At 68.7% G+C, this 25,555-nt stretch carries 27 protein-coding genes; 14 read left to right on the top strand and 13 right to left on the bottom strand.

The genetic code is table 11. The features are described from left to right. Positions 1 to 447 precede the first annotated feature (447 nt). From GH747_RS22335 to GH747_RS17245, 5 genes are all read right to left on the bottom strand, one after another. Positions 448 to 678 carry a hemerythrin domain-containing protein gene (locus GH747_RS22335; protein ID WP_240466204.1) on the bottom strand — a complete coding sequence of 77 codons (231 nt, stop codon included), beginning with the start codon at positions 676 to 678 and terminating at the stop codon, positions 448 to 450. Positions 679 to 707: 29 nt separating this feature from the next. Further along, complete coding sequence (locus GH747_RS22330; RefSeq protein WP_228552969.1) at positions 708 to 881, bottom strand: hypothetical protein; 174 nt, start codon at positions 879 to 881, stop codon at positions 708 to 710. Positions 882 to 1,113: 232 nt separating this feature from the next. After that, the gene (locus GH747_RS17255; RefSeq protein WP_149770852.1) at positions 1,114 to 4,074 is read right to left on the bottom strand and encodes a vitamin B12-dependent ribonucleotide reductase; all 2,961 of its coding nucleotides are present in this window, start codon (positions 4,072 to 4,074) and stop codon (positions 1,114 to 1,116) included. A gap of 114 nt (positions 4,075 to 4,188) precedes the next feature. Then, complete coding sequence (gene nrdR / locus GH747_RS17250; RefSeq protein ID WP_149770851.1) at positions 4,189 to 4,671, bottom strand: transcriptional regulator NrdR; 483 nt, start codon at positions 4,669 to 4,671, stop codon at positions 4,189 to 4,191. A gap of 383 nt (positions 4,672 to 5,054) precedes the next feature. Then, positions 5,055 to 5,339: a DUF6343 family protein gene (locus GH747_RS17245; RefSeq protein ID WP_149770850.1), complete on the bottom strand. Its 285-nt coding sequence runs from the start codon at positions 5,337 to 5,339 to the stop codon at positions 5,055 to 5,057. Positions 5,340 to 5,557: 218 nt separating this feature from the next. Between GH747_RS17245 and GH747_RS17240 the strand changes: the two genes are divergently transcribed. Beyond that, positions 5,558 to 6,673, top strand: coding sequence for a hypothetical protein (locus GH747_RS17240; protein WP_149770849.1), 1,116 nt, complete (start codon positions 5,558 to 5,560; stop codon positions 6,671 to 6,673). Next, the gene (locus GH747_RS17235) at positions 6,652 to 7,203 is read left to right on the top strand and encodes a hypothetical protein (protein ID WP_149770848.1); all 552 of its coding nucleotides are present in this window, start codon (positions 6,652 to 6,654) and stop codon (positions 7,201 to 7,203) included. Before GH747_RS17240 ends, GH747_RS17235 begins: the two co-directional genes overlap by 22 nt. A 3-nt stretch (positions 7,204 to 7,206) precedes the next feature. Here GH747_RS17235 and GH747_RS17230 read toward each other — a convergent pair whose 3' ends face one another. Then, positions 7,207 to 7,941, bottom strand: coding sequence for a M50 family metallopeptidase (locus GH747_RS17230; RefSeq protein ID WP_149770847.1), 735 nt, complete (start codon positions 7,939 to 7,941; stop codon positions 7,207 to 7,209). Between the two features lie 59 nt (positions 7,942 to 8,000). Beyond that, a complete protein-coding gene (locus GH747_RS17225) occupies positions 8,001 to 8,552 on the bottom strand; it encodes an MmcQ/YjbR family DNA-binding protein (RefSeq protein WP_228552968.1) in 552 nt (183 codons plus the stop codon). On the opposite strand from GH747_RS17225, the gene GH747_RS17220 reads away from it, so the two are divergent. Further along, complete coding sequence (locus GH747_RS17220) at positions 8,551 to 9,114, top strand: DUF6318 family protein (RefSeq protein WP_149770846.1); 564 nt, start codon at positions 8,551 to 8,553, stop codon at positions 9,112 to 9,114. The two genes, GH747_RS17225 and GH747_RS17220, sit on opposite strands and share 2 nt — an antisense overlap. Before the next feature lie 290 nt (positions 9,115 to 9,404). Beyond that, positions 9,405 to 9,887 carry a PKD domain-containing protein gene (locus tag GH747_RS17215; RefSeq protein WP_163695724.1) on the top strand — a complete coding sequence of 161 codons (483 nt, stop codon included), beginning with the start codon at positions 9,405 to 9,407 and terminating at the stop codon, positions 9,885 to 9,887. A 3-nt stretch (positions 9,888 to 9,890) separates the two neighbouring features. Here the strand turns inward: GH747_RS17215 and GH747_RS17210 are convergent, their stop codons facing one another. The 4 genes from GH747_RS17210 to GH747_RS17195 form a co-directional block, all read right to left on the bottom strand. Further along, the gene (locus GH747_RS17210; RefSeq protein ID WP_149770844.1) at positions 9,891 to 10,553 is read right to left on the bottom strand and encodes a potassium channel family protein; all 663 of its coding nucleotides are present in this window, start codon (positions 10,551 to 10,553) and stop codon (positions 9,891 to 9,893) included. A gap of 163 nt (positions 10,554 to 10,716) precedes the next feature. After that, positions 10,717 to 11,931: an NHL repeat-containing protein gene (locus GH747_RS17205; protein WP_149770843.1), complete on the bottom strand. Its 1,215-nt coding sequence runs from the start codon at positions 11,929 to 11,931 to the stop codon at positions 10,717 to 10,719. 109 nt (positions 11,932 to 12,040) lie between these two features. Then, positions 12,041 to 13,267, bottom strand: coding sequence for an NHL repeat-containing protein (locus tag GH747_RS17200; RefSeq protein ID WP_149770842.1), 1,227 nt, complete (start codon positions 13,265 to 13,267; stop codon positions 12,041 to 12,043). 135 nt (positions 13,268 to 13,402) lie between these two features. After that, complete coding sequence (locus GH747_RS17195; protein WP_149770841.1) at positions 13,403 to 14,608, bottom strand: hypothetical protein; 1,206 nt, start codon at positions 14,606 to 14,608, stop codon at positions 13,403 to 13,405. A gap of 169 nt (positions 14,609 to 14,777) precedes the next feature. Between GH747_RS17195 and GH747_RS17190 the strand changes: the two genes are divergently transcribed. The 5 genes from GH747_RS17190 (at position 14,778) to GH747_RS17170 (ending at position 17,915) form a co-directional block, all read left to right on the top strand. Beyond that, a complete protein-coding gene (locus GH747_RS17190) occupies positions 14,778 to 15,122 on the top strand; it encodes an ArsR/SmtB family transcription factor (protein WP_149770840.1) in 345 nt (114 codons plus the stop codon). Positions 15,123 to 15,151: 29 nt separating this feature from the next. Beyond that, complete coding sequence (locus tag GH747_RS17185) at positions 15,152 to 15,628, top strand: SRPBCC domain-containing protein (protein ID WP_149770839.1); 477 nt, start codon at positions 15,152 to 15,154, stop codon at positions 15,626 to 15,628. A 75-nt stretch (positions 15,629 to 15,703) separates the two neighbouring features. Next, entirely contained in the window at positions 15,704 to 16,789 is a 1,086-nt protein-coding gene (locus GH747_RS17180) for a threonine aldolase family protein (RefSeq protein ID WP_205602994.1), read from the top strand. Beyond that, positions 16,786 to 17,091 carry an Rdx family protein gene (locus GH747_RS17175; RefSeq protein ID WP_149770837.1) on the top strand — a complete coding sequence of 102 codons (306 nt, stop codon included), beginning with the start codon at positions 16,786 to 16,788 and terminating at the stop codon, positions 17,089 to 17,091. Before GH747_RS17180 ends, GH747_RS17175 begins: the two co-directional genes overlap by 4 nt. Beyond that, on the top strand, positions 17,088 to 17,915 hold the full coding sequence (locus GH747_RS17170) for a serine hydrolase (RefSeq protein WP_149770836.1): 828 nt from the start codon (positions 17,088 to 17,090) through the stop codon (positions 17,913 to 17,915). The genes GH747_RS17175 and GH747_RS17170 overlap by 4 nt, the downstream gene beginning before the upstream one ends. A gap of 72 nt (positions 17,916 to 17,987) precedes the next feature. On the opposite strand, the gene GH747_RS17165 is transcribed toward GH747_RS17170, so the two are convergent. Continuing rightward, complete coding sequence (locus GH747_RS17165) at positions 17,988 to 18,527, bottom strand: LysM peptidoglycan-binding domain-containing protein (protein WP_163695721.1); 540 nt, start codon at positions 18,525 to 18,527, stop codon at positions 17,988 to 17,990. Between the two features lie 236 nt (positions 18,528 to 18,763). On the opposite strand from GH747_RS17165, the gene lexA reads away from it, so the two are divergent. Then, a complete protein-coding gene (gene lexA / locus GH747_RS17160) occupies positions 18,764 to 19,477 on the top strand; it encodes a transcriptional repressor LexA (RefSeq protein WP_149770834.1) in 714 nt (237 codons plus the stop codon). Positions 19,478 to 19,563: 86 nt separating this feature from the next. Here the strand turns inward: lexA and GH747_RS17155 are convergent, their stop codons facing one another. Further along, positions 19,564 to 21,645: an ATP-dependent DNA helicase gene (locus GH747_RS17155; protein WP_228552967.1), complete on the bottom strand. Its 2,082-nt coding sequence runs from the start codon at positions 21,643 to 21,645 to the stop codon at positions 19,564 to 19,566. Positions 21,646 to 21,930: 285 nt separating this feature from the next. Between GH747_RS17155 and GH747_RS17150 the strand changes: the two genes are divergently transcribed. Genes GH747_RS17150 through GH747_RS17135 form a run of 4 tightly spaced genes read left to right on the top strand, consistent with a single transcriptional unit; the run spans position 21,931 to position 25,553 of the window. Further along, on the top strand, positions 21,931 to 22,830 hold the full coding sequence (locus GH747_RS17150) for an ABC transporter ATP-binding protein (RefSeq protein ID WP_228552966.1): 900 nt from the start codon (positions 21,931 to 21,933) through the stop codon (positions 22,828 to 22,830). Continuing rightward, complete coding sequence (locus GH747_RS17145) at positions 22,827 to 23,552, top strand: ABC transporter ATP-binding protein (protein WP_149770832.1); 726 nt, start codon at positions 22,827 to 22,829, stop codon at positions 23,550 to 23,552. Before GH747_RS17150 ends, GH747_RS17145 begins: the two co-directional genes overlap by 4 nt. A 10-nt stretch (positions 23,553 to 23,562) precedes the next feature. Next, a complete protein-coding gene (locus tag GH747_RS17140; protein WP_149770831.1) occupies positions 23,563 to 24,441 on the top strand; it encodes a branched-chain amino acid ABC transporter permease in 879 nt (292 codons plus the stop codon). After that, positions 24,441 to 25,553: a branched-chain amino acid ABC transporter permease gene (locus GH747_RS17135; RefSeq protein WP_194842926.1), complete on the top strand. Its 1,113-nt coding sequence runs from the start codon at positions 24,441 to 24,443 to the stop codon at positions 25,551 to 25,553. The genes GH747_RS17140 and GH747_RS17135 overlap by 1 nt, the downstream gene beginning before the upstream one ends. Positions 25,554 to 25,555 lie beyond the last annotated feature (2 nt).

The raw sequence follows: 25,555 nt of genomic DNA, 5'->3' as shown, positions 1-25,555 counted from the left end.
CGTATGGAGGCGACATCTGCGCCAACCGCACGGCCTAGAGCTTCGAGCGCTGAGCGCTTCTCTTTACTCCCTGGACCGAGCGGCTCGACCGGCTCGTTAGCGATGCGGTACATGCGCGCTGTCGCGACGGCCTTGGAAGCAGCGGGTTGATATTGAGCCACCTCAGAATTGTGGCGGACTTCCGCGGTTCGCGCGGGCGATCTCGCAGTTCTCCTTCCGACGAAGGCCGCGAACCCGCCGAAAGCCCCCGGCCTCGGAGTGCGTGCCGCCTAGCATGGCTGCTCAGGCAAACGCGGGACACATTTGGGAGGACCCTGGTGGGGGTCTGTCAGATGAACGGTGTAACTGGTCTCTGGCTCGACACGCCGAGCCACTTACACAGAATTTCTGACAGACCCGTATTGGGCAGTCCAAGCACCTTCTTTCCCGGTCGTTCGACGGGATCTCTCAGCGCACGGTGTCGAGGACGGCGAGGAGCTCGCGTTCCTCGTACCGGAAGTGGGACTCCATGATCGCGGCGATCACGTCCAGATGACTTTCGAGCGTGTTCGGAGGCAGGCCCTTCTCGGCAGCAACCTGCAGCATCGCGAGGAGGTGGGCGATCATCCCATGGTCCTGTTCCAACTTCAGCAGTGTCGGCGCCAGCTCTGGGTGGGTGGCAGCGATGGCGGGGAACACCTGCTGGTCCTCACCCTCGTGGTGGTCAGTCAGTGCCGTGCAGAAGCCGTGGCAAAGAGCAGGAGGTCGCGTGTGGCTGCCACTGTCGCGTCGCCCGATATCGCGGCGTCCAGCGTCACGTGAAGTGCTTCTCGGAGCCGCTCGTGTACAACTCTGAGTTCGTTGCTCCAGGCGATGATCCTGGTCTTGTCGCCCTCAGTCATGAGAGGGCGAAGGATACGACGCCATCATCGTCGTGCTCCTTCGGTCTGACGCCTCGATGCTTGGCACTGCCTGCCACCGGCACTCGACGCGGCCGCCATGTTATCCGACAATCCCTCTGGAAGACGACTCACCGGCGCTCTTGTTGGCGGACGTGGGTTGTCGGACCAGCCCAGCGCCAGAACGTGAGAAGGGGCGGTCCCAATCGGGACCGCCCCACTCAGTCAGTCAGTATCAGCTGCAACCGCTCGTCGCTCCGCAGCCTTCGCACACGTGGCACGAGCCAGCCGGCCGCATCTTCGTCCCGCAGGTGAAGCACAGCGGTGCGTCGACCTCGGTCCCGGAGATGACCTGCAACAGCTCCGCGCTGGTGTGCGCCTGCTTCGGTGCCGGTCGTGCGGCCTCGGCGACGATCTCCGCGTCGGCGGCGTCTACTTGGGCCTCGCGCTCGAGCTCGGCGACGGCGTTGGTTTCGACTCGCTCCGCTCGCTCAACCGGCGGCTGGCTCGACTTCAGGCTCTCCGACTCCGAGACTTCCTCCTCGACCGGCGCGTAACTCCCGGTGTCGAGCTGGCGCTGGCGCTCGTCGGCCGAGTGGATGCCCATCTGCGAGCGCACCTCGAACGGGAGGTAGTCCAGCGCGAGCCTGCGGAAGATGTAGTCCATGATCGACTGCGCCATCCGCACATCCGGGTCGTCGGTCAGACCGGCCGGCTCGAACTTGAGGTTGGTGAACTTCTGGACGTAGGTCTCGAGCGGCACGCCGTACTGGAGTCCGATCGACACCGCGATCGAGAACGCGTCCATCACGCCGGCGAGCGTCGAGCCCTGCTTGCCGAGCTTGAGGAACACCTCGCCGAGGCCGTCGTCCGGGTAGGAGCCCGAGGTCATGTAGCCCTCGGCACCGCCGACCGTGAACGACGTCGTCAGCGACGGGCGCGTCTTGGGGAGACGCTTGCGGATGGGCTTCTCGACGATGACGGTCTTGACGGTTTCGACCGGGTCTCGATCGACTTCGTCGCCTCGACCAGCAACATTCGAGTCGACGCCCTTGTTCTCGCCCTTGCCGGTGCTCAGGGGCTGGCCGACCTTGCAGTTGTCGCGGTAGACCGCGAGCGCCTTCAGGCCGAGCTTCCAACCCTGGAAGTAGATGTCGCCGATCTCCTCGACGGTCGCCGTCTCCGGCATGTTGACCGTCTTCGAGATCGCGCCCGACAGGAACGGCTGAGCCGCGGCCATCATCCGGACGTGGCCCATCGGCTTGATGGACCGCTCCCCCATCGCGCAGTCGAAGACCTCGTAGTGCTCGGTCTTGAGGCCCGGCGCGTCGATGACGTGACCGTGCTCTGCGATGTACTCGACGATCGCCTCGATCGTCTCGTTGGTGTAGCCGAGCTTCTTCAGCGCGACCGGGATCGTCTGGTTGACGATCTGCATCGATCCGCCGCCGACGAGCTTCTTGAACTTGACCAGCGAGAAGTCCGGCTCGATGCCGGTCGTGTCGCAGTCCATCATGAAGCCGATCGTGCCGGTCGGAGCCAGCACCGACGCCTGCGCGTTGCGCCAGCCCTGCTTCGTACCGATCTCGATGCCCTTGGCCCACTGCTTCGTGGCCTCACGGTGCACGGCGATGTCCATCGCGTGCATCGTGCGGACCGCGTCGTTGGCGGCCTGGTGCTTGCGCATCACGCGAGCGTGCGGCTCGGCGTTCTGCTGGAAGCCCTCGTACGGGCCGACGATGCCTGCGAGCTCCGCCGAGCGACGGTACGAGGTGCCCGTCATCAGCGAGGTGATCGCGGCAGCGAGCGCGCGGCCGCCGTCGGAGTCGTACGCGAGACCCGACGCCATGAGCAGCGCGCCGAGGTTGGCGTAACCGATGCCGAGCTGACGGAACTTGCGCGTCGTGTCACCGATCGCCTCGGTCGGGAAGTCGGCGAACGTGATCGAGATGTCCATCGCGGTGATGATCAGCTCGACGGACTTCACGAAGCGCTCGACGTCGAACGAGCCGTCGTCCTGGAGGAACTTCAGCAGGTTGAGCGAAGCCAGGTTGCACGACGAGTTGTCGAGGTGCATGTACTCCGAGCACGGGTTCGAGGCCGTGATGCGACCCGTCTCCGGCGTGGTGTGCCAGTCGTTGATCGTCGAGTCGTACTGGATGCCCGGGTCCGCACACTCCCACGCGGCCTGCGCGATGTCCTTGAAGAGCTTCTTGGCGTCGATGGTCTCGATGACCTCGCCCGTCGTACGAGCACGCAGCCCGAACGCAGCCCCCTCCTCGACCGCCTGCATGAACTCGTCGGTCACGCGGACCGAGTTGTTGGCGTTCTGGTACTGGACGGACGAGATGTCGTGCCCGCCGAGGTCCATGTCGAAGCCGGCGTCACGGAGGACGCGGATCTTGTCCTCCTCGCGTGCCTTCGTCTGCACGAACTCCTCGATGTCGGGGTGGTCGACGTCGAGCACGACCATCTTGGCCGCGCGACGCGTCGCGCCGCCCGACTTGATCGTCCCCGCGGACGCGTCGGCGCCGCGCATGAACGACACGGGACCCGACGCCGTACCGCCCGAGGAGTGCAGCAGCTCCTTGCTCGAGCGGATGCGGGACAGGTTGAGGCCGGCGCCCGAGCCGCCCTTGAAGATCAGACCCTCTTCCTTGTACCAGTTGAGGATCGAGTCCATCGAGTCGTCGACCGCGAGGATGAAACAGGCGCTGACCTGCTGCGGGCTCGACGTGCCGACGTTGAACCAGACCGGGCTGTTGAAGCTGAAGACCTGGTGGAGAAGCATGTAGGTGAGCTCGTGCTCGAAGAGCTCGGCGTCGGCGTCGGTCGCGAAGTAGCCGTTGTCCTTGCCGGCCTTCACGTACGTCAGGACGACGCGGTCGAGGAGCTGCTTGAGCGACTGCTCACGCTGGTCGGTGCCGACGGCGCCACGGAAGTACTTCGTGGTGACGATCGTCGACGCGTTGACGCTCCAGAAGTCGGGGAACTCCACCCCGCGCTGCTCGAAGACCGTGGCACCGGTCTTCCAGTTGGTCTGCACGACATCGCGACGCTCCCACGTCACGCCGTCATACGGGTGCACACCCTCGGTGGTGTAGACCCGATCGATCGTCAGGCCCTTGCCACCGGCGCGCTTCGTCGTCTTGCGCCCCCGCGCAGCCCCGCTCGGTCCGCTGACCGTCTCCGTCATCTGCTGTGCCCCTTCTCCCCGTGTCGTTCCCCGAAAAAACCTGCTCGCTGGTTGAGCGAGCTTCCCCCGCTGGTTGAGCGAGCGAAGCGAGTCGAAACCCGCTGTCGTGTCGTGCTAGGCGCGGTCGATCTCCTTGACGAGCTCGCAGTCGGCGTCAGCCGCCATGAGCACTGCGATCTCGTCGGCGAAGTCCGCCACGTCGGTGAAGTTCTTGTAGACGCTGGCGAATCGCAGGTACGCGACCTTGTCCAGCGCCTTCAGCGGCTCGAGGACGGCGAGCCCCACCTCGTGCGAGCTCACCTCCGCTCCCCCGGCCGCCCGCAGCGCGTGCTCAACCTGCTGGCCGAGTCGCGCGAGATCGTCCTCGTCCACCGGGCGTCCCTTGCATGCCTTGCGGACGCCACTCACGGCCTTGTCCCGCGAGAACGGCTCCGTCGCGCCAGAGCGCTTGCAGACCGTGAGCTGGATCTGCTCGACGGTCGTGAAGCGCTTGTTGCACTCGGTGCAGCTCCGGCGCCGGCGGATCGCTCCCCCGTCGTCGGCGACGCGGCTGTCGAGGACCCGGGTGTCGGTGTGCCGGCAGTACGGGCAGTGCATCCGTTTCCCCTCCTCCGCTGGTTGAGCGAGTTTCGCTGGTTGAGCGAGCTTGCGAGTCGAAACCCTGTGGACTGAATGTGGAGAACCCGGTGATTCCTGTGGGTTCGCCCACGCCCCGTGTGGACTAGATGTGGATAACTACATCCGTGTAAGTACTAGATGTAGTGGCAACCGTACGCGCCTGCCCCAAGCCATGCAACTTATCTTCACCTCTCGGACTGACATTTCTGTCGTCGCAGGTCAGAGGCTGTTTTCGGGCCGCGACACGGCGTGTCGGGGGTCTCGATCGACTTCGTCGCCTCGACCAGCGGGGGACGTCGCCTCGACCAGCGGGGGGACGTCGCCTCGACCAGCGCGGGGGGCGTCGCCTCGACCATCACTGATCAGCTGCGGTGGCGGGGATCTACGGGATGCTCGTGCCGCATCCCGCGGACGATCATCACGACGTCGACCGCAGCAAGCAGCGCGATGGCTGCGGCGACCACCCCGAGCACGGACGCCGCCGCGGTCATGCCTGGCGTCAGGAGGACCCAGAGTGCGATCGCCGCGAAGACGACGAGCCCGCCGAGTGCCAGCGCCAGCCGCAATCCGTACGCACTGAGCGCAGTCTTCGGCTCGGTGCCGGTGTGTCGCAGGCGAGGGCCGATGTGAGAACGGGATTGGGCCATGGCGCACCTCCTTCAGGTGTCTTCAGTACAACGTCCAGAATGCCCCGATCCATCCCATTTACACCCGTTCTGCGCATACCGAATTTGTGCTCTGACCTGCGGAGATGCGTCTGTCGGTGCCCTGCTCGAGCGGTGTTTGGGAGTTGTCCACAGGCGGCTGATCGGCGGCAGCGGCGGGGCCGTTCGCGCCACTACCTTCGCTGTGACGAGGAGGTGGGATGACGGTTCTGTTCACGGACTACCCGGCGCGGCCGGAGGACGTCGTACGGTCAGCCGAGACGCTGACTGCTCGTTCCGGCGAGGTGCGAGAGGTGGCTCGCGAGGCAGCGGCAGGGGTACGCCGCGCGCGTACCGTCACTGCTGGCAGCCTGCCCGAGCTCATCGACGCACTCGCGTCACCGCCCGCAGCGATCGGCGACGGGCTCCACGAGGCCGGCACCTTCGCGTCGTCGGTGCTGCACGCGTGGGCGCTCGCCGTCGCCCTGTACGACGGTGGCTGCGCGGTGCTCAACGAGGAGTTCGCGATCGCGACGGCGCGAGGGTTCGGGGTGCCCGAGCCGCGGTCGGGTGAGGCTGCCGATCCCGCCGCCTATCCGGCGTACGACGCCGCACTGGCGTCTGCGCGCGCCGCGACGGTCGCGCGGCTGCACGCGAAGCACGCGCATCTCGAGGCGGCGCTGGACGGCACCGCCCGCAAGCTCGCGTCGCTGCTCGATCAGGGGCCGTCCGCGGACGGGTGGAGGGCGCTCGGATCCCTCGGGCCGGTGCCGTCGCAATACGCGCCGCCTGCCGCGCCGCGGCCCACGCGCGGCGGTGACGATCCAGCGGTCACCGCGCTGACGCTGCTTCTTGGCGATCCACGAGTCTGCATCGGCGATGACGCCAACATCCCCGAGTGCGTGCTCGAGCTCGCCGCCCTCGTCGGACCGCTCAAAGCGCTGAAGATCAAGAAGGCGCTGAAGGCCCTCGACGAGCTGGACGACGCCAAGGACACGAAGAGCGCCGCCGAAGCCGCAGCGCGCCGAGCCGACCATCTGCGCAAGAATCCTCCGGAAGTCGTCAAGGTCGGCAACGTCAAGCTGCCCGGCGTGCCGAAGGGCGTGGTCGGAGAACTGGCTGAGAACGGCAAGGGGATGCGCTACAAGATCCCACCCGGCACTCCCGAGCTCGACAAGGGTGTCGACGAGATCCGCATCATGGATCCAACTGCTAGCGGAAAGCACACCTACCCAAACGGCTATGTCGTCTACATGCGTGGCAAGCAAGCCGTCAATCCCATCACCGGCGAAACGATCTCGAAGAAGGACCCGCTGTGGCACATCCCTTTGCAGTAGGAATCTCCGTCACCTCCGCGCTCGAGAATCTCGTACGACCCGACGTGCGCCCGCCGTCGCTCGCGCCCAATCCCGAGATGGACCCTCTCGTTCTAGAGGACGCACTCGTTGAGGGCCAGCTGCTTGACGTCCGGTTCGACGCGATGCGAAAGACCATCGGCGCTCTGTTCGATTTCAAGGGCGGGCTGCAATTGCGCGAAGGAAACACCGCCGTTCTCGTCGCCGTCGGTGTTGAGAACTTCGAGTGGAACTCGGGTGAGCCAAGTTCTGTACCAACGGTGTGGCCGGTTATGGGGTCGCGGCCCCACACGTCCGGGCACAGATGGGCGATCGACCTTAGCTTGCTGGGCAACGGCGGCCTTGGCATCGTCGCTCAGCGCGCTCACTTCTACGGTGTCGACGTACCTGGCATGGATGATGCGCAGCCGGTCCTCGACGAGGCCGACGATGCAACGGTCCGTACGGGGTTCGTCTCCTGGCATTCGCCCTTCACCCTCGTCAATGCCACCAGCTTCGAGGGCACGTTGTAGCCACTAAGCCAGCGCGCGCACCGCGGTCGCCCAGAGCATCCACACCGCTCCCCCGGCGCACGCGGCTGTCGCGAGCCAGAACGACCCGAGCCACACCGACGCCGGCACACGCGTCAGGGTCTCGAGCGCGACCGCGTCGGACTCGCCGCGGCTTCGATGCCACTGGCGGCTGCGCCACGTGTCGATGACCGCCCGGAACCCGCCGAGCACGAGGAACGCGCCGACGCCGACCGCCGTACCGCTCTGAACCACCTCGCTCCCCCACCACCACAACGCGGCCGACGCGGCGACGCACGCGAGCAGCACGAGCACGGTGAACGCGGAGCGCGCCCACAGCAGGCACACCGCAAACACGATCGCGAGGACGAACAGCGCTGGCGCCGCCCAGCCCTGTACGGCGACGAGCACCGCGATCAGTCCCGCGACCGCCGGTGCCGGGTATCCCGCCCACGCGCACACCACCATCCCGAACCCGCTCGACTTGCCGCGCGTGTGGGTGACGCCGGACGCGTCGAGCCGCACGCGCAGCGCCGTCAGCTTTCGCCCCGCGAACACTCCGCCAAGTGCGTGCCCGAGCTCGTGCGCGACGGTCACGACCACGCTCGTACGGCGCCACTGCGGGTCGACCACCATCGCGACCGCGGCGGCGACGGCGAACGCCCACACCACGACGTCGGTCGTCGTGAACGCGGCGGGATCGGTCGTCGCAAGGCGCGAGATGACGTCGTCGGTGGTCACCTCAGAAGCGTAGGTGGTGAGGGTTGGTCTCGATCGCTTCGCGCCTCGACCAGCGACGGCTAGGGCCGGGCCTCGAGCTCGGCGAGGCGGCGCTTGGGTGCGATCAGCCGGTACGAGGCGTCGACCAGCTCGCCGACCTCGTCCCAGTCCACACCGGCGTCCGCAAGGTCGAGGGCGCGCCACCCGAACGGTCCGTAGTACGCCGGCACGAAGAACCGCGGATCATCGTCGATCGCCTGCATCTCCGACTCGTCGATCTTGACGATCAAGGCGCTACCGACACGCCGGTGGTCGCCGGGGCTCAGCTTCTCGGAACCCCCGAACGCGGCGAAGATCTTGCCGCACCGAAACGTCGGGCGCCCGTGCGAGACGCGCTCTTCCGCTCCGGGGAACGCGAGGCAGATCGCGCGAAGCTCCGCCAGGCCGGGGTCGTCGTCGCTGTACATCACCGGGTGCGCCATGAGGAGAGTCAACCAGGAGTCGGGGACAGCGTCGGGGATCGTGGTACGGCGTACGCGTACGCCGTACCAGAGTCCGTGGCGCCGCCCTATCCACAACCCCGCTCCCGACCCTTCCGTCGTGAACCGCAGTGGCACTACGTTTCTCGCCATGACGTACGCCCGGGCGGCCCTCGCCGGACTGGTCCTGCTCGCCGTCGCCGCGTGCTCTGGGGGCGATCCCGCCGATGGAGAACCGACAACCACCGGTACGCCGAGCGCATCGCCGTCGCCCACGCCCACGCTCGCTCCCCCGACGATCCCACCCGAGGCATCCGACTGGGGTGCGGAGGGCGCCGCAGCCTTCGTCGAGTACTGGTACGCCGCCCAGCGCTACTCGGCCGTGACCGGCGATGTTTCAGTCTTGACGGACGTCACCGATCCGGAATGCCGAGGCTGCGCGGAACTCGCAGAGAACTACTCAGCAATCCATCAGGCCGGCGGCTACTACGAAGACCTACCGTGGAGCCCGACCGTCACCGCGTCCGTGGCCGAGCGCGACTATTTCGCGGTCCTTGTTGACGTGGATAGCCCACGCTATCGCTACCGCAAGGTATCCGACGGCCCCTTCTACGTCGTTAAGGCCCAACGGCGCAAGCACCTCATTCGCGTGCGATCTGCGGGCGATGGCTGGAGGGTTCTGCTGCTATCGAACCAGGACAGCGAGCGATCGTGATCACTGCACTCGCACTTACCGTTGCCGTGTTTCTCACTGCGCCCGATATCGACGTGAACGAAGACGACGGTAGTGACTCGGTCTATACCCACGGCCAAGAAGACATTCCCGGTAATGCACCTCCGTCGTCTGGCGACGCTCCAACCAGCTCGTCCACTGAATACGCCTGGCGGCCAATGTGCACGCAGGAGACAGGGACGGACACGACGTGCAACCGGACCTACAACTGCCCGCCTGGCGAGGCGATGTGGATGTTGTACTCGCGGCCGCCGGGAGGCACATGGACCGTCGTGCGCTCAGAGTGTCGTGGCGGCGACCCCGAGGCGTCGGTCCCGACCGTGACGGCCGGGGACGTCCTACGGGAGGTGCGGCGCCTCCCGCTACCGAAGGCGACGCTCAGCCTCCAGCCCGCCGGCCGCACGCTGGTGAACCTCGACACAGTCTTCTCGACGACTCGCCCCACGTTCGACCGCACGGTCACGATCCTCGGCCAGAGCGTCCACATCACCGCGGAGGCGACCCGCTACACCTGGCGCCACGGCGACGGCACCAGGCAGACCACGTCCGGCCCCGGCCGCCCCTACCCCGCGTTGGACATCACCCACCGCTACACCCGTGCCGGCAAGACCCACCACCCGAGCGTCGACGTCACCTTCACCATCACCTACTCCGTCGACGACGGCCCCGCCCAGACCCTCGACGAGACGATCACCACCGACGGCCTCAGCGAGACGCTCACCACCCACGAAGCCGTACCCGTCCTCACCGGATAGCGGTCAGTCGCCCTTCGTACGCCGACGCGTCACGCCCGAGACCGCGAGCGAGACCACCGTCACGAGATACACCTGGCCGATCAGCGCCTCGAACGCCGCGACCATCTTGCCCACGTCACCCGCAGGCGTGAGGTCTCCGTAGCCGGTCGTCGTGATGGTGATGAAGCTGAAGTAGAAGTAGTCGACGGCGTCGTGGCTCCCGTCCGCCTCGGCGAAGAATCCGTTGCCCCACACACCGAGCATCGAGTACGCCCCGGCGAACGCGATCCCCAGCAGCACGAAGACAGCGATCACCCCGAGCACGATGTGCACGTCGAGCGCCGGGTCCCGGATCAGGTGCGCCCCGATCGTCGCGATCGTCGCGAGGCACAGCACGATGACGATGCCCGAGTAGACGAGGGCGGCCGCATCCGCTTCCGCCACCTGCGCGGCGGCGGACGTCACGACCGAGATCGCGACGAGGACGGCCGAGACGCCGATCACGCTGCGCCGTGCTCCCGACGTCCGCTGCGCGAAGAGCAGCACAGCGCCGAGCAGTGCGGTCACGAGCGGACGTAGCGCAGTGACGTCGATCGGCACGAGCAGGAGCACGACGGAGAGCAGGACGAGCAGCAACCCGTACCGGTCCTGCCGCGGCGTACGGCGCTTGCGCGAATCGGTGTCCACGAACGGGAGCCTAGGGCTTCCGCACCCTGAACGCCTTCTTGTTGGCGGCGCCGTACCCCTTGCTTGCGCACCTTGGCACGCTTGACCTTGTACGACCGCTTGCCGGCCGCGAGATTCTTCACCAGCAGCGTCCAGCTCGCCCGGCACCTTCAGTGCGGGGTTCCTACTTCACGACAGTGATCGGCACGGACACTGCGGGACCGTACCCCTTGCGGTTGCGCGCCTTGACGAGGATGGTCACCGTGCCCGCCGGTAGGCCGCGCCGCGTCAGTGCGTACGACCTGCGGCCCGCCTTCAGCCGGACGACACGCACCACACGGTCACCGCGCTTGACGACGATCTGGAACCTGGTGACCGCGGCGCCGCCATCGGCTGCAGGCGCCCGCCACCGGACCACACGCCGCGCAGCTGTCGAGGCCCCGGACACGGATGCAGACCGCACCGCCCACGGCCGTGTCACGGGCAGGAGCCTCGGATAGATGCGCACACTGCGGAGGTCGCCCGCCGCCACCTTGCCGGTGCTGCTCACCGAGAGGCCGCCGGGGGTGGCGCCCCATCGGTAGCCGAGCAGGAACAGGGGGGCGAGATACGCGCGGGCGTCGGCTGGCAGCACTCGGACCTCCCCGTCGTACGCGGCGAGATACACACGGCCAGCACGGTCGAAGGCGATCTTCTGCGGGTCGAACGCCGGTGGCGACAGCTCAGGCGTGGCGTTCCCGGTAGCCCCCGGTGCGAACACCCTCGCGCGCTCCCCGTCGGGGAACGCGGCCCAGATCCGGCCGTCGACATTCAGGTTGACGTCCACGGCATGCTGGAGGCCGGTCTTGTCGCCCCGGAGATGCTGCAGTGGGGTCGCTGCGCCCTTCGCGGTCCGGCGGAACACCTTCACCCCGTCGGTTCCGACGACCAGCAGCTTGTTGCCGTGCACTCTGACCGTGCCGGGCATCGCTGCTGTCCCGAGCTTCATGCCGAGGCGGAGGACACGGATCGGTCGCACGTTGCCGCGCGCTTTCTTGCCGAACACGAGGACGCGTGAACCGCTGCCGACGTACAGGCGACCGTCTGCGTCGCGGGCGATGCCGGTGGGGCGTGCGAGCCCCGTGCGACGGCCCGCGATGCGGTAGATCGGTCGAGACGTACGACGGGCATTGGCGCCGTACACCAGAACCTGGGCGCGCTTGTCGTGGAGGACGAACAGGCGCCCCGACGAGGTGAGATGGATGTGCTGCGGATTCTGGACCCCAGCAGGCCGCACGGTGCGTTCAGGTCGCACCTCGACCGGGTCTGCCGCACCAGCCGCAGCGGCCGGCACGGCGACGAGCGCCCCTCCGACCAGAGCGGTACAGGTGACGGCGATGGCGCCGGCGAGATGGCGCATGGTCCTGGTCCTGTTCAGTGCTCTGTTCGTCATCCCGGCCATGTTTCTCCCTCGATGGGTGCATTGCACCTCTTTTTGCACCACGCTGTGTTCGGCGCGAAGGCTCGGCCTACTTGCGAACTCTGAACGCCTTCTTCGCGTTCTTCCCGTACCCCTTGCTGTTCTTCGCCTTGACGAGGACGACGTGCTTGCCGTTGCGCAGCTTGGCGCGCTTGACCTTGTACGACCGCTTCCCGGCCGCGAGGTTCTTCACCAGCAGCGTCCGGCTGCCCTTCTTGATCACCAGCCGATACCCGGTGATCTTCACGCCGCCGTTGCTCGCCGGCACCCGCCAACGGATCGTCCGCTTCTTCGCCGCCCGCGCACCCGCGACCTTCAGCGCCCGCGGCTTGCCCGGCACCTTCACCGCCGGCTTCGGCGGCGCAGGCGGTGCGAACAGCGCCCTGTACTCGGCCCACGCGTCCGACCCCTGTGCGAGCGAGACGAAGATGCGATTGTCCCGTCCGACCGTGATGCCCGTGGGACCGGTGAGCTGGGCCGCGACCCCCGAGAGGGTCCGCAGCGGAGCGACGTTGCCGTTGACCTGCCCGCTGAACACCAGCAGCACGTCAGCCGGATAGACCGTCGCGTAGAGGCGCCCCTGCCGGTCGAACGCCAGCCCCTCCGGATAGTTTCCGGCCGGAATCCCCGTGTTGCTTCCCTGCACGTCGCGCAGCGGCGCGGCTGCCCCGTTCGCCTGCGGCCCGTACGCCAGCAGACGTCCGGCGCCTCCCGTCCAGGTGACACCGTCGGACGCGACGGCGATCGGATATCCCGACGGAACGCCGGTGACGGTCCGTTGGATCGCACCCGTCGGCCCGTAGACCTTGATCTCGCTCGGCTTGCGGACGTACAGCTGGTCGGTCGCGGACACGTCGATCCCGCGGACGTCGCCGGCGCCGGTCGGGATCGTCTGCACCGGCGGATCGGCGTCCTTCGCCCCGGGTGCGAACACACGGACCGTGCCGTCAGAGCACCCGACGAACAGGTACCCGTTAGCGTCGATGTCCAGCCCGTACGGCGACACGAGCCCCGGCGTGCCGACGAGGGTACGCAGTGGTGCGGCAGCGCCGTTCGCGTTCGGCGCGTAGACCTTCACGCTGTTCGAGGACAGGTCTGCGACGTACACGTTGCCCGCGGCGTCACGCGCGATGCCTTCGGGTGTCGAGAGCCCAGTCACTCGCCGGACCGGTGCGACGTTGACGTTGTCCGCGGACGCAGGCGTCGCGGCAACGAGCGTGCCCCCGACGAGCGCAGCGGAGGCGAGCAGGCCGATCGCGTGGATCGTTCGGTTCATGGCAGTACCCCCTGCCGTCCACGGTGCCGTAGCCCAGTGCTGCAACGGGCGTACTTTGCACGGTCAGCGCACGAGTCGGGGCCGGCTCCCGAGAGCCGACCCCGACCGATCTCGTACGACCCGAGCCGTACGCCCTTACTTGCGGACCCGGAACGCCTTCTTCGCGTTCTTGCCGAACCCCTGGCTGTTCTTCGCCTTGATGAAGACGACGTTCTTGCCGTTGCGCAGCTTGGCGCGCTTGACCTTGAACGACCGCTTCCCAGGACCGAAGTTCTTCTTGACCAGGACCTTGCTGCCCTTCTTGATCACCAGCCGGTAGCCCGTGATCTGCGCGCCGCCGTTGTCAGCCGGCGCCTTCCAGGTGATGGTGCGCTTCTTCGCCCGCTTCTTGCCCTTCACCTTCAGCGCCCGCGGCTTGCTGGGCGCCTTGACGAACAGCGTCGCGAACTCCAGGACCGACTGGGCCCCGAAGTTCGCCACCGTCAGGCGGCCACTGCCGGACACGGCGATGTGGGACGGGTCGTTCAGCTGGGACGCCGGACCACCCAGCACCTTCAGCGGAGCGACGTTGTCCTGCGCGTCGGCAGCGAACACGACCGCGGTGCTGACGACGTTGAAGTTCGTCGCGTAGATGCGGCCCGCGGCGTCCGTCCCCAGGCCGACGACCGGAGCGGTGAGCCCGGTCTTGGCGCCGGAGATCGTCCTCAGCGGGATCGCAGCCCCGTTGGCGTTCGGTGCGTACGCCCGCAGTGCCGCGCCGGCGTCAGCCCAGGTCGTACCGTTCTGCGCGACATGGACCCCGTTGCCGTTCGGCAGGCCCGTGATCTGGCGGGTGGTCGGGGCAGGGTTGCCTGCCGCGGCCGGAGAGTAGACGTTCACCGTCGTCGACTTCCGGACGAAGATGCTTCCCGTCGGACCGACGTCGAGGCCGAGTGCGGCACCCGCGCCCGTCCCGAAGGTCTTCACCGGCGGATCGCCGAGGTCGGCGGTCGGTGCGAACACCGAGACCAGACCGTTGCCGTTGGCTACGTACGTGAACCCGTTCGAGTCCACGTCCACACCACGAGGACTGTTGACCCCGCTGTTCATCGTGCGGGTGGGTGCAGCGGCGCCGTTGGCCCCCGCTGCATAGACGACGACATTGTTCTGACTGAAGTTCGATACGTAGATGCGACCGGCAGCGTCTTTCGCGAGGCCGAACGGACTCGTGGTTGCACCCGTGATCTTGCGTGCAGGTGCCACATCGACATCGTCGGCGGACGCCGGCGGCGCTCCGACGAGGACGCCGGCAACAAGTGCGCTCACGGCAACGGTGCCTACGGCGCGAATGGTTCTCTTCATGGAAATCTCCCCCTTCGGACTCAACCGTGCGCGCGCCGGGGGTCACGGCTTGTCCGATTTGTCTGGCACGAGAACGCCGTACGAGCGCGTTCGCCACGCGGGGTTGACAGCGCCGGAGATCCGCTGCACTCTAGAACCATCACGTTATACAATAGATTGGTTATGGACGATGACGGACGACGAGCTCGATCTCGTGTTCGGGGCCCTCGCGGACCCGACGAGGCGCGCGATCCTGGCCAGGCTGGCCCAGGGCGACGCCAGCGTCAACGAGCTCACCGGCCTCTTCGCGATGTCGCAGCCGGCGGTGTCACGACACCTCAAGGTCCTCGAGCGCGCGGGGCTCGTGTCCCGCTCGCAGCAGGGCACGATGCGGCTCAGCCACCTCGAGGCCGGAGCCCTGAGGGAAGCCACCGACTGGCTCGCGGACTACCGCGCGTACTGGGAGGCCAGCTACGCCCGGCTCGACGCTCTGCTCGCAGACATCGACCCGTCCGGTCCACCCGACCCGTCCTGACCCGATCACCGAGCTCCCGAGGGGGAACCATGTCCGACCTCAAGGTCACCGCAACACCCGGCACGAGCACCATCGAGATCAGCCGCACCTTCGCCACCACGCCCGAGCGGCTCTTCCACGCCAACGTCGACGACGAGTGGCAGAAGAAGTGGCTCGGTCCTGACATCTACAAGACCGAGGTCCCCATCAACGAGGTCCGCGACGGCGGCCGCTGGCGCTGGACCCAGCGCGACGACGACGGCAACACGCACGGCTTCCGTGGCGTCTACCACGGCGACCCGTCGGTGGAGAACGGCATCACGCGCACCTTCGAGTACGAGGGCGTGCCCGGCCACGTCTCCCTGGAGACGCTCCGCTTCACCGACCTCGGCAACGGCACGACGCGCATCGACGTCACCAGCGCGTTCGCGTCCGTCGAGGACCGTGACGGCATGGTGCAGTCCGGGATGGAGGGCGGCATGGAGGAGGGGTTCGTCCGCCTCGACAAGCTGCTCGCCGACTCGTGACGTCGCAGCCTGACGACACTGCCTGACCGCTGCCGCCGCAGCCTGTCCGCCCGCCCGCCGAATAGGCTGGCGGGCGTGGCAGCATTCGCATCCGACAACTACGCCCCCGCCCATCCGGCGATCCTCGACGCCGTGGCCGCGGCCAACACCGGGCATGCCGTCTCGTATGGCGACGACCGCTGGACCGCGCACCTCGGCGAGGTCGTACGGCACCACTTCGGCGACCAGGCCCAGGCGTACCCGGTGTTCAACGGCACCGGCGCCAACGTCGTCTCCCTCGGCGCGCTGCTTCCCCGCTGGGGATCGGCGATCGTCAGTGACGTCGCCCACCTGAACACCGACGAGAACGCCGCCCCTGAGCGAGTCGCCGGCATCAAGCTGCTCCCGGTCGACGCACCGGACGGCAAGCTGACGACGGCCGCCCTCGACCGGTACGCCGCGAACCTCGGCGACCCGCACCGCGCTCAGGCGCTCGCGGTGTCGCTGACGCAGTCGACCGAGCTCGGCACGGTCTACTCGCTCGACGAGATCCGCCAGATCGCCGATGCCGCGCACGCGTACGGTATGCGCGTCCACATCGACGGCTCCCGCATCGCGAACGCAGCGGCGTACCTCGGCGTCGGACTCGGTGCCCTCACGACCGAGCTGGGCATCGATGCTGTCTCGTTCGGCGGCACCAAGAACGGCATCCTGCTCGGCGAAGCGGTCGTCGTCCTCTCGCCCGACGCGGTCACCGGGCTCGAGTTCATGCGCAAGACGTCGATGCAGCTCGCCTCCAAGATGCGGTACGTCTCCGCGCAGCTCGCCGCGCTCCTCGACCCGGAGCACGACCTCTGGCTGCACAACGCGACGGCCTCCAACGCCCGCGCCGCGCAGCTGCGCTCCGGGGTCGACGCTCTCGCCGCGGAGCTCGCAGCCGACGGCCGCGTCCACGACTCCGGCGCGCCGCTGCTGCACGTCGAGCGCCCGACGCAGGCCAACGTCGTGTTCCCGACGCTGCCGCGCTCGGTCGCCGACGCCGTACGCGCCGAGCACCGGTTCTACGACTGGCGCCCGGGCGTGCACCCCGACCTGGTCGAGTCCCGCTGGATGTGCTCGTGGGACACGACGGCCGACGACGTGGAAGCGTTCCTGTCGAGCCTCCGGAAGGCCTTCGGATGACCCCCGCCCTCCCCCACGTCCAGATCACCTACTGCACGATGTGCCAGTGGCTGCTGCGGGCCGGATGGATGGCCCAGGAGCTGCTGAGCACGTTCGGCACCGAGCTCGGCGCGGTCACCCTGGTGCCCACGACCGGTGGAGTCTTCCGGATCACCGTCGACGACGAGGTCGTCTGGGACCGGAAGACGGACGGCGGGTTCCCGGACGCCGCCGAGCTCAAGCGCCGCGTCCGCGACCGGATCGACCCCGACCGGGACCTCGGCCACGCCGACCGTACGACGTCGCCGGGCGCCGACGCATGACCGCGCCGCTCCCCCGGCTGCGCGACGACGTGCGCTGGACCATCGAGGTGCGTGACGTGGACGCCGACGTCGTGCTCGCATCCGTCGAACCCGACCTCGTGCTGCGGACGGCGAGCATCGGCAAGCTCGTGCTGCTCGTGGAGGCCGCACGTCAGATCGCCGACGGATCGCTGGACGCGGCGGAGCCGCTGCTGCGTACCGAGGAGGACTGGGTCGCCGACTCAGGACTGTGGCACCTCCTGGCGACGGACGCCTTGCCTGTCGTCGACGTGTGCGCGCTGGTCGGTGCCCTCAGCGACAACCTCGCGACGAACGTGCTCCTGCGCAGGGTCGGCATCGACGCGGTGACGGAGACTGCCACGCGGATCGGGATGTCACGCAGTCGGCTGCTCGACCGCGTCCGAGACGACCGCGGCCCCTCGCACCCGCCGACGCTCTCCGTCGGATGCGCCGGCGACCTCGCCGGCCTGTGCGCCCGACTGCACCGCCGCGAGGTCGTGTCGGAAGCCGTCAGTGAGCAGGTCACGGGATGGCTGGCCGCGAACACCGATCTGTCGATGGTCGCGAGCGCGTTCGGCCTTGACCCGCTCGCCCACTCCGAACCGGACCGCGGCATCGTCCTGTGGAACAAGACGGGCACCATCTCCACCGTGCGCGGCGACGTCGGGCTGGTGTCCGGACCAGCTCGCACTCTCGCGTACGCGGTGGTGGCCGAGTGGGACGACGGGGCCGACGCATCCGTGCGGGACGGCGTCCTCTCCGACATGGCGGCGGTCGGCACGTGGATGCGACGCATCGTCGAGGGTGGGGCGACGTCCCCCTGAGGCGACGCCGCTGAGGCGAGCGCGCCTCTGGACAGCCTGCTCGGCGACGCGGAACCGAGCACGGCGTCCGGCTCAGTAGAGCGGGATGTAGATCGTCGAACCCGCCGCCACCTGACCCGCGGTCTCGAGCGCGTTGAGCTCGGCGATGTCGTGCACGGTCTCGCGGATGTCGCCGCCGGGGTTCGCAGAGCGCGCAAGGTCCCACACGGTCTGTCCGGGCTGCACCTCGACGGCACGGCTCGGCACCGGGTCGCCGGCATCGGAGGTCGCGATCACCTGCGTCCCGAGGCCGACCGTCAGCCCGCCCACGGCCAGCAGCGCCGCGACGAAGACTGCGATCCGGCCGCGTCGGGTCAACCGGTAGGTCGGTCGCGCCGCGGGCCGCGCAGGTGCCGTGCGGGACGCCGCGGGCCGCTGCGATGCGGTCTGTCGCGGCGCCGTACGGGGTCCGTCGACGAGTGCACGCCCGGCAGGGTGTCGCTCGACAGCGCGCATGAGCGGCGTGTCGAGCACGACCACCCTGCGGTCGTGGGCCCTGCGGTCGTGAGCCGTGCGGTTGTGCGCGGCGCGGTCAAGGGTCGTGCCATCAAGCGTGGTGCGGACGGTGCTCATCGTGTCCTCCGTGTCTCGGACTCGTGGGGCCTGCCCGACCGAAGCGAGGGTTGCGATCAGCTCGTGGAGCCGGAGCCTGAGCCGAACACGCGTTCGATCGAACATGCGTACGAACATAACCACATCCGCTGACACTTTTGAAGGACCCGTTCGAACATTCTTTCGACGCGTCGCGTCCGACACGCGGATCGAACATATGTTTGATCGTGTCGCTCGCGAGGTCTAATGTCAGGCCCATGACCAAAGCCGAGGTTTCCGAGCTCCCCGACGGACCGCCGGACGCGAGTGGCCTGACACCGCGCCAGCGCCGAGTCCTCGAGATCATCCGCGAGTCGATCGAGCAGCGCGGCTATCCGCCGAGCATGCGCGAGATCGGCGCCGCGGTCGGTCTGGCCAGCGTCTCCTCTGTTGCCCACCAGCTCAAGGTCCTCGAGCGCAACGGCTTCGTGCGCCGCGATCCCAACCGTCCGCGCGCGATCGAGGTCTTCCTTCCGGACGTGCTCGCCGCCCGCCGCTCGATCGGCGACGCGCTCGACTTCGGGTTCGACGACACCGGCGCGGGTGACGCACGACCTGCCCCCGCGTACGTCCCGATGGTCGGCCGCATCGCCGCCGGCGGGCCGATCCTCGCCGAGGAGCGTGTCGAGGAGGTCATGCCGCTCCCCCGCACGCTGGTCGGCGACGGCACGCTCTTCATGCTCGAGGTGCGCGGAGACTCGATGGTGGAGGCCGCGATCTGCGACGGCGACTACGTGGTCATCCGTCAGCAGCCGACCGCCGAGAACGGCGAGATCGTCGCCGCCCTGATCGACGGCGAGGCGACGGTCAAGACCCTCCAGCGCAAGGACGGCAAGATCTGGCTGCTGCCGCACAACCCGGCGTACGAGCCCATCGACGGCACCGATGCCACGATCCTCGGCAAGGTCACCACGGTCATGCGGCGCGTCTGACCCCGCGCGTCGTGTGCGTGGGCGCGGGATCCCCTCGGTCCCGCGCCCTCTCGCGTCCCGGGTGCCTACGGGAAGCAGGCGGCCGGTCAGGACGCAGCGGCATCCAACCGCTGAAGTGCCGACAGCGCGACTGCGCGGTCGACCGTGCGCCACATCGGCGGCATCGAGGACGCCAGGAACCCGCCGTACCGCGCCGTCGCCAACCGCGAGTCCAGCACCGCGACGACCCCACGGTCGTCGGCGCGACGGATCAGCCGACCCGCGCCCTGAGCGAGCAGCAGCGCGGCGTGCGTCGCCGCCACCTGCATGAAGCCGTTGCCGCCGTTGCGCTCGACCAGCCGCTGACGGGCACTCATCAACGGGTCGTCAGGCCGCGGGAACGGGATGCGGTCGATGATCACCAGCTGGCACGTGTCCCCCGGCAGGTCGACGCCCTGCCACAGGCTCAGCGTCCCGAACAGGCACGTCCGCGGATCCTCGACGAACCGGCGCGCCAGCTCCGGCAGCTGCGCGTCGCCCTGACAGAGCACCTCGAGCTCCGGCATCCGCTCGCGGACCGCCTCCGTAGCCGCCTCGGCTCCGCGGCGCGACGAGAACAGCCCCAAGGTGCGCCCGCCGGCCGCGCGTACGAGGTCGACGATCTCGGTGGTCGTCGCGTCGCTCATTCCGTCGCGCCCCGGCGGTGGCAGGTGGCGTGCGACGTACAGCATGCCCTGCTTCGCGTAGTCGAACGGCGAGCCGACGTCGATCGCCCGCCAGGCGAAACCACCGTCGCCGTCGGCGTCCGGTCCAGCCTCGCTGTCGCGCGCGCCCCCGCCGCCGCTCGCACCCGCGCCGGCACCCGCGTCGGAACCCTCGACCTTGTCCGACGCCCACAGCCCGACGGTCCGCGCGACCGGGTCGAACCCACCGCCGAGCTTCAGCGTGGCACTCGTCATGACGACCGTGTTCTCGCCGAACAGCTTGTCCCGGAGGGTCAGGGCGACGTCGATCGGCGCGATCCGGAGCTCGTTGCCGCCGCGCGAGCCGTCGCGCTCGGCGAGCCACAGCACGTCCGCCTCGGACGCGGCAGCCATGCGCTCGGCCACCTTGCGGACGTCGTCGACCATCGCCTTCGCCTGCTGCCGTGCGGCGTCGCCGTCCCCGGACTCCTTCGGCTCCTTCGGCATCGCCGAGTGGCAGTCGCGGGCGGCGTCGCGGACGAGCGAGAGCGCGTCGGCGAGCTGGTCGGACGGGGAGCCGATCCGGCCGGGACCGGTCGCCTCGAGCGCATCGCGCAGCGCGTCGGAGGCGTCCTCGAGGTCGTCGGCCTCGCGCCCCCGGACGAAGGTGCGCGCACGCCGTGCCGCCCGCTCCACCATCGGCGGCGCCAGCTCGGCGGTCGAGGCCTGGGTGACCCGCGCAACGAGCTCGTGGGCCTCGTCGACGACCACGGTGTCGTACTCCGGGAGCATCGGGACCCCGTCGATCGCGTCGATCGCGAGGAGTGCGTGGTTCGTGACGACCAGGTCCGCGTCGGCAGCGTGGTCCTTCGCCGCCTCGGCGAAGCACTCGGCGGCGTACGGGCAGCGCGTCGCCCCCAGGCACTCCCGGGCGTGGACGCTCACCTGCCGCCAGGCGCGCTCGGTGTGCGAGGGCGCGGAGTCGCGGTCGCCGATGCCACCGCGGTCGGACTCCTCCTCCGCCCACGCGCGGAGCGTCACGACCTCTTCGCCGAGCGAGCCGGACGGGGCCTCGATCAGCACTCCCTGCTCGTCGGGGGCACCCTCGCGGATGCGGTGCAGGCAGGCGTAGTTGCCCCGACCCTTCACGACGGCGGCGTGCGGCTTGCGGCCGAGCACCGTGACGGCCCCCTCGAGCAACGCCGGGATGTCGCGCTCGACGAGCTGGTGCTGGAGGTTGAGCGTGGCTGTCGCCACGACCACGCGTCGGTCGTGAAGCAGGCTCGGCACGAGGTAGCCGAGCGACTTGCCGGTGCCCGTCCCCGCCTGGACGAGGAGGTGCTCGCCGGTGGCGAATGCCTCCGACACCGCTTCCGCCATCTGCACCTGACCTGGGCGTTCGAGTCCGCCGACCGCTCCGACCGCGGCGTGCAGCACGGCGCGTACGCGCTCGACCCGGGAGGCGTCGGCGCTCACGTCAGGCTGGTCCGAGATCGACGAGGTCACCGCCGAAGCCTAGCGACCGCCGGCCGCCCTCGGTGCTTGCGACCCACAGGGTGTCGGGCACCCTCCGCGCGGCGGCACCGTACGCGCATTTAGTCGCGGCTAGCAACTGTCCTGACGGCAAACAAGGAATTGCCCCTCCGCCCGCGTCACGCTCCGGTAACGATTCGACGCCCTCAGCGACTAAGCGCTTGCTTACCTGCCAGAGATCGGTAGCGTTCGGCGGGCAACGCTGCCATGTGGCCGGGATCACACAGCCCGGCTACACGACAATCCGGAAGGACTCGCGTGACCCCTCCCATCGAGCCCGATCCTCAGCCCTCCCCCTCGGGTGGCGAGCCAAGACCGCACGACCCAGGACGGCCTGCGAGCCGCTACCTCGCGCAGGGCGTCACCGTACGATTCGGCGGCCTCGTCGCCCTCGACGACGTCAGCCTGGCCGTCGAGCCCGGCCAGGTCCACGGCGTCATCGGACCCAACGGCGCCGGCAAGACGACCCTGTTCAACGTGTGCTGCGGCTTCGTCAAGCCCAACGCCGGCAGCCTCACCTGGGACGAGCGCGAGCTCAACAATCTCCACGCCCACGACCTCGCCGGCCTCGGCATCGCACGCACTCTCCAGGGCGTCGGGCTCTTCCCCGGCATGAGCGCCCTGGAGAACGTGATGACGGGCGCCGGGGTCCGATCGACCAGCGGCTTCGTCTCGGCCGCGTTCGGGCTCCCCCGCGCCCGGCGCGACGAGCAGGCCCTGCAAGAGCGAGCGATGCAGACGCTCTCGGACCTCGGCGCCGCACACCTCGCACCCCGCTACCCCGGGATGCTGCCCTACCCCGACCAGAAGAAGGTCGCGCTCGCGCGTGCTCTCGTCTCGGAGCCGCGGCTGCTGCTGCTCGACGAGCCCGCCGCCGGACTGTCCGAGGGCGAGATGGACGAGCTGGGGGACCTCGTCCAGCAGCTGACGTCGCGCATGTCCGTGCTCATCGTCGAGCACCACATGGACCTGGTCATGCGGATCTGCGACCAGATCACGGTCCTCGACTTCGGCCAGGTCATCGCCCGGGGCACACCCGCCGAGGTGCGTGACGACCCGAAGGTCATCGCGGCCTACCTGGGCGCCGAGGTGTCCGCCGGCGAGGAGATCGACACCGCGGTCCTCGAGTCGCACGGCACCACGACGAAGGGGGCATGAGCGTGCTCGAGATCAAGAACCTCACCACGACGTACGGCCCCGTGAAGGCGCTCGACTCCGTCGACGTCGCCGTCGAGACCGGTCAGATCACGGCGGTCCTCGGTGCGAACGGCGCCGGCAAGACGTCCCTCCTGCGGACCGTCTCGGGCCTCGTGAAGCCGACCGCCGGCACGATCACGCTCGACGGGACCGACATCACCGGCAAGCCGACCGAGTCGATGGTCCACCGCGGCATGGCGCACGTCCCGGAAGGGCGCGGCGTGATCGCCGAGCTCACCATCGAGGAGAACCTCCGCCTCGGCATGCGCGGGGCGGCCAAGCGTCCGACCGACACGCCCGCCCCGGTCCGTACGCTCGACGACGCCTACCAGCTGTTCCCAGTGCTCGGCGACCGTCGCAACGCGCAGGCACACACCCTGTCGGGTGGCGAGCGGCAGATGCTGGTGATCGCACGGGCGCTCCTGGCCCGGCCGACCCTGCTGCTCCTCGACGAGCCGTCGCTCGGTCTGGCCCCCCGGATCGTCGCGCAGATCTTCAACCTGGTCCGCGCGCTCGTGAACGACTCCGGGCTCACCGTGCTCCTCGTCGAGCAGAACGCCCGCAGCGCCCTGTCCATCGCGCACACAGGTGTCGTCCTGAACCTCGGCAAGGTCGTCGTGACCGAGTCCGCCGAGGTCCTCCAGAACGACGCCACCCTGCGCCACTCGTACCTCGGGTTCTGAGGAGGACACCGTGCAGCACTTCATCAACGTCCTGCTCAACGGGATCACCCAAGGCATCGTCATCGCGGCCTTCGCACTGGCGCTGGTGCTGATCTTCCGCTCGACGCGCATCGTCAACTTCGCGCAGGGCTCGCAGGCCATGTTCACCACCTACATCGCGCTGACCCTGATGAACAACGACTTCCCCTACTGGGTGGCCTTCCTCGGCGCGCTCGCCGCGGGCTTCATCATCGGCGCGGTCCTCGAGCGCGTCGTGATCCGTCCCCTCGAGGGCGGCATGGAGCTCAACATCGTCATCGCGACCCTCGGTCTGTACGTCGCCATCCAGGCGCTCGCGGCGATCCTGTTCGGCTCCGACTACAAGTCGTTCTCGTCGCCGGTGGGGGTGCAGGGCTTCCAGGTCGGCGACCTCAACCTCGCGCTCACGCCGACGAGCATCTTCGTCATCTGCACCGTCGGCGTCGTCGTGGTCGGTCTCACGCTGCTCTTCCAGAAGACCCAGCTCGGCCTCACGATGCGTGCCGCGGCGTTCGACGGCGAGGTCTCCCGGATCCTCGGCGTGCGGGTCTCGCACCTGCTGACCTTCGGCTGGGCGCTCGCCGGCCTGGTCGGCTCGGTCGCCGGCATCCTCGTCGCGACCGGGTCGTTCATCTACCCGAGCTACATGGAGTCGCTCATCGCCTTCGGGTTCATCGCCGCCGTGATCGGCGGGCTCGACAGCCCGATCGGTGCGGTCGTCGGCGGACTCATCCTCGGCATCGTGAACTCGCTGGTCTCGGGCTACCTCGCCCCGGGCCTGGTCACGATCGGCGCCTTCGTCGTCCTCATCGCCGTGCTGCTGCTCAAGCCCGGCGGTCTCTTCTCCAGCACCCAGGCAAGGAGGGTCTGATGTCGACCGACATCACCACCGCCGTACCCGCCCCACCGGCCGGTCCTTCGGCGATGCAGCGACTGCTCGGCCTCAACCTCGTACGCAGCCTGCTGGTGTCCTTGGGTGTCCTCGTCGTCGGCGTCCTCCTGCTCGAGTCCACCGACGCGTACACCAACACGCAGCTGTCGTCGCTGACCTACTTCACGATCGCCGCGATCGGCCTCACGGCCCTGACCGGCCTGAACGGTCAGATCTCCCTCGGCCACGGCGCCCTGATGGCGGTCGGCGCGTACACGACCGCGCTCATGCTCGACACCGACAGCCCGCTGCCCTTCCCGGTGATCGCGCTGGCCGCGATCGTCATGACCTCGCTGGTCGGGTTCGTCGTCGGCATCGGCGCCGCCCGGCTCCACGGCCCGTACCTCGCCGGCGCGACCCTCGCGTTCGCGGTGGCGCTGCCCAGCGTGGCGCTCTACTTCAAGGGCACCTTCAACGGCGAGGCCGGGCTGACCGTCATCTCGCCGCGTCCCCCGGAGTGGTTCGTCTCGTTCATCGACGCGGTGTCGGGCGAGTTCGCGACGTCGTCGAAGTACGTCGCGTACCTCGGGCTGTTCTGCCTCGTGATCGCCCTGTTCTTCGCCCTCAACCTCGGTCGCTCCAAGATCGGTCGCCACTGGCGTGCCGTCCGCGACCAGGAGGTCGCCGCGGAGATCGCCGGCATCAACCTCGGCCGTACGCGGGTGCAGGCGTTCGTCATCAGTGCCGCGTACGCCGGGCTCGCCGGCGCCGTCATGGCGATGGTCGTCCGCCTCGCGGCGCCCACCGTCTTCACGCTCGTCCTGTCCCTCTCGCTGCTGACCGCCGTGGTCATCGGCGGTCTCGGCAGCATCACCGGCGCCTTCATCGGCTCCGCGGTGCTGGTCTTCCTTCCCCCGTTGGTGACCGACCTCTCGACCGACGCCAAACTGTCCGACACCCAGGCGGCGCAGATGTCACCGCTGATCTACGGGATCGTCCTCGTCCTCGTCATGCTGCTCGCACCTGGTGGCGTGATGGGGACCCTCTCGATGGCATGGCGCCGTAGGCGCGCCCGTCGTCAACTCACCGCAACACCCACCAAGAAGGGATGAGA

The organism is Mumia xiangluensis, assembly GCF_010994095.1.
Classification (GTDB): domain Bacteria; phylum Actinomycetota; class Actinomycetes; order Propionibacteriales; family Nocardioidaceae; genus Mumia; species Mumia xiangluensis.
The sequence above is the reverse complement of the archived record's forward strand: the minus strand, read 5'-3'. Positions and strand labels throughout refer to the sequence as shown.

Excerpts from the sequence above, each read along its gene's own strand:
- GH747_RS22330 (WP_228552969.1), bottom strand. The coding sequence starts at position 881 with ATGACTGAGGGCGACAAGACCAGGATCATCGCCTGGAGCAACGAACTC.
- GH747_RS17255 (WP_149770852.1), bottom strand. The coding sequence starts at position 4,074 with ATGACGGAGACGGTCAGCGGACCGAGCGGGGCTGCGCGGGGGCGCAAG.
- nrdR (WP_149770851.1), bottom strand. The coding sequence starts at position 4,671 with ATGCACTGCCCGTACTGCCGGCACACCGACACCCGGGTCCTCGACAGC.
- GH747_RS17245 (WP_149770850.1), bottom strand. The coding sequence starts at position 5,339 with ATGGCCCAATCCCGTTCTCACATCGGCCCTCGCCTGCGACACACCGGC.
- GH747_RS17240 (WP_149770849.1), top strand. The coding sequence starts at position 5,558 with ATGACGGTTCTGTTCACGGACTACCCGGCGCGGCCGGAGGACGTCGTA.
- GH747_RS17220 (WP_149770846.1), top strand. The coding sequence starts at position 8,551 with ATGACGTACGCCCGGGCGGCCCTCGCCGGACTGGTCCTGCTCGCCGTC.
- GH747_RS17225 (WP_228552968.1), bottom strand. The coding sequence starts at position 8,552 with ATGGCGAGAAACGTAGTGCCACTGCGGTTCACGACGGAAGGGTCGGGA.
- GH747_RS17205 (WP_149770843.1), bottom strand. The coding sequence starts at position 11,931 with ATGCGCCATCTCGCCGGCGCCATCGCCGTCACCTGTACCGCTCTGGTC.
- GH747_RS17200 (WP_149770842.1), bottom strand. The coding sequence starts at position 13,267 with ATGAACCGAACGATCCACGCGATCGGCCTGCTCGCCTCCGCTGCGCTC.
- GH747_RS17195 (WP_149770841.1), bottom strand. The coding sequence starts at position 14,608 with ATGAAGAGAACCATTCGCGCCGTAGGCACCGTTGCCGTGAGCGCACTT.
- GH747_RS17190 (WP_149770840.1), top strand. The coding sequence starts at position 14,778 with ATGACGGACGACGAGCTCGATCTCGTGTTCGGGGCCCTCGCGGACCCG.
- GH747_RS17185 (WP_149770839.1), top strand. The coding sequence starts at position 15,152 with ATGTCCGACCTCAAGGTCACCGCAACACCCGGCACGAGCACCATCGAG.
- GH747_RS17175 (WP_149770837.1), top strand. The coding sequence starts at position 16,786 with ATGACCCCCGCCCTCCCCCACGTCCAGATCACCTACTGCACGATGTGC.
- GH747_RS17170 (WP_149770836.1), top strand. The coding sequence starts at position 17,088 with ATGACCGCGCCGCTCCCCCGGCTGCGCGACGACGTGCGCTGGACCATC.
- GH747_RS17165 (WP_163695721.1), bottom strand. The coding sequence starts at position 18,527 with ATGAGCACCGTCCGCACCACGCTTGATGGCACGACCCTTGACCGCGCC.
- lexA (WP_149770834.1), top strand. The coding sequence starts at position 18,764 with ATGACCAAAGCCGAGGTTTCCGAGCTCCCCGACGGACCGCCGGACGCG.
- GH747_RS17145 (WP_149770832.1), top strand. The coding sequence starts at position 22,827 with ATGAGCGTGCTCGAGATCAAGAACCTCACCACGACGTACGGCCCCGTG.
- GH747_RS17135 (WP_194842926.1), top strand. The coding sequence starts at position 24,441 with ATGTCGACCGACATCACCACCGCCGTACCCGCCCCACCGGCCGGTCCT.